At 66.2% G+C, this 1194-nt stretch carries 1 protein-coding gene; it reads left to right on the forward strand.

Translation table 11 applies throughout. From position 1 onward, the window contains the following. Window positions 1–1194: LamG-like jellyroll fold domain-containing protein (locus G4L39_RS07205; protein WP_165107054.1), on the forward strand; the 1194-nt coding region annotated here is incomplete at both ends.

Below are 1194 nucleotides of genomic sequence, written 5' to 3' on the forward strand. Positions count from 1 at the left end.
GGTGGGAACGGCGTTACGGCCTCAACGTGGGCGTCAACGATGCCGACGCCGATCCCGACGGGGACGGTCTGAGCAATGCGGTCGAATACCAACGCGGCACCAATCCGACCAATCCCGACACCGACGGCGACGGCCTGCCCGACGGCGTCGAAACCAACACCGGCGTCTGGGTGAGCAATACGGACACGGGCACAGATCCGACCAACCCCGACACCGACGGTGATGGCCTGCCCGACGGTGTGGAAACCAACACCGGCATCTTCGTCAACGAATCCAACACAGGTACGAATCCGCTCAGGATTGACACCGACGGCGACGGGTGGGACGACGGCGCCGAGGTTCGGTCGGGCTCGGATCCCACCAACCCGCGAAGCATCCCCACTCCGCCGCCCGTGATCGATCTGAACGCCACCGGCCTGCCCCTGGGGCCACTGGCCGCCTGGCCCAACCGCGGCAGCATCAGCGGCGATTTCTTCGCACTGGTCGACGTACCCGAGGTCATCACCGTGGACGGAGTCCGCGGCGTAGCCTTCCGTGGCGGAACCGCCGGACTCGAAGGAACCTCCTACTACGGCCCCAACGTGCCCGAGCGCATGACCGGGAACGCTTCCCGGACCATCGAGGCATGGGTTTGGGACCCGGCTCCGCAGGATGAAAAGACGGTCTTTTCCTGGGGCCGCCGCGGCGGGCCCGACGGCTCCAACTGCACCTTCGGCCACGGCGTACACCCGGTTTGGGGTTGCCTGGGCGGATGGGGCTGGGCCGACCTCGGCTATAGCAACACGCTCACCTTCCAGCGGTGGGTCCACATCGTCTACACCTACGATGGCGCAACCCGGACCGCGCGCGCCTACTACAACGGTCAGCTCAGCAGTCAGGAAGTGTACACCACCCCGCTCAACACCTGGGCGGTGGACGCCAGCGGATTCCCCATCCCCTTCCGGGTCGCCCGACAAACCGATGCCAATGGGAACCCGAGCAACGCCGGCGTGGGCACCAACGTGATCGCCAAAATCCGCGTCCACGACGTTGCTCTGACCCCCGACCAGGTTCAGGCACAATTTGAGGCCGAACGCGCCCAATTCGGCCTGTCGGACGTGGACAATGATGGCCTGCCCGACTGGTGGGAACGGCGTTACGGCCTCAACGTGGGCGTCAACGATGCCGACGCCGATCCCGACGGGGACGGTCTGA

The organism is Limisphaera ngatamarikiensis (assembly GCF_011044775.1).
Taxonomy (GTDB): Bacteria; Verrucomicrobiota; Verrucomicrobiia; order Limisphaerales; family Limisphaeraceae; genus Limisphaera; species Limisphaera ngatamarikiensis.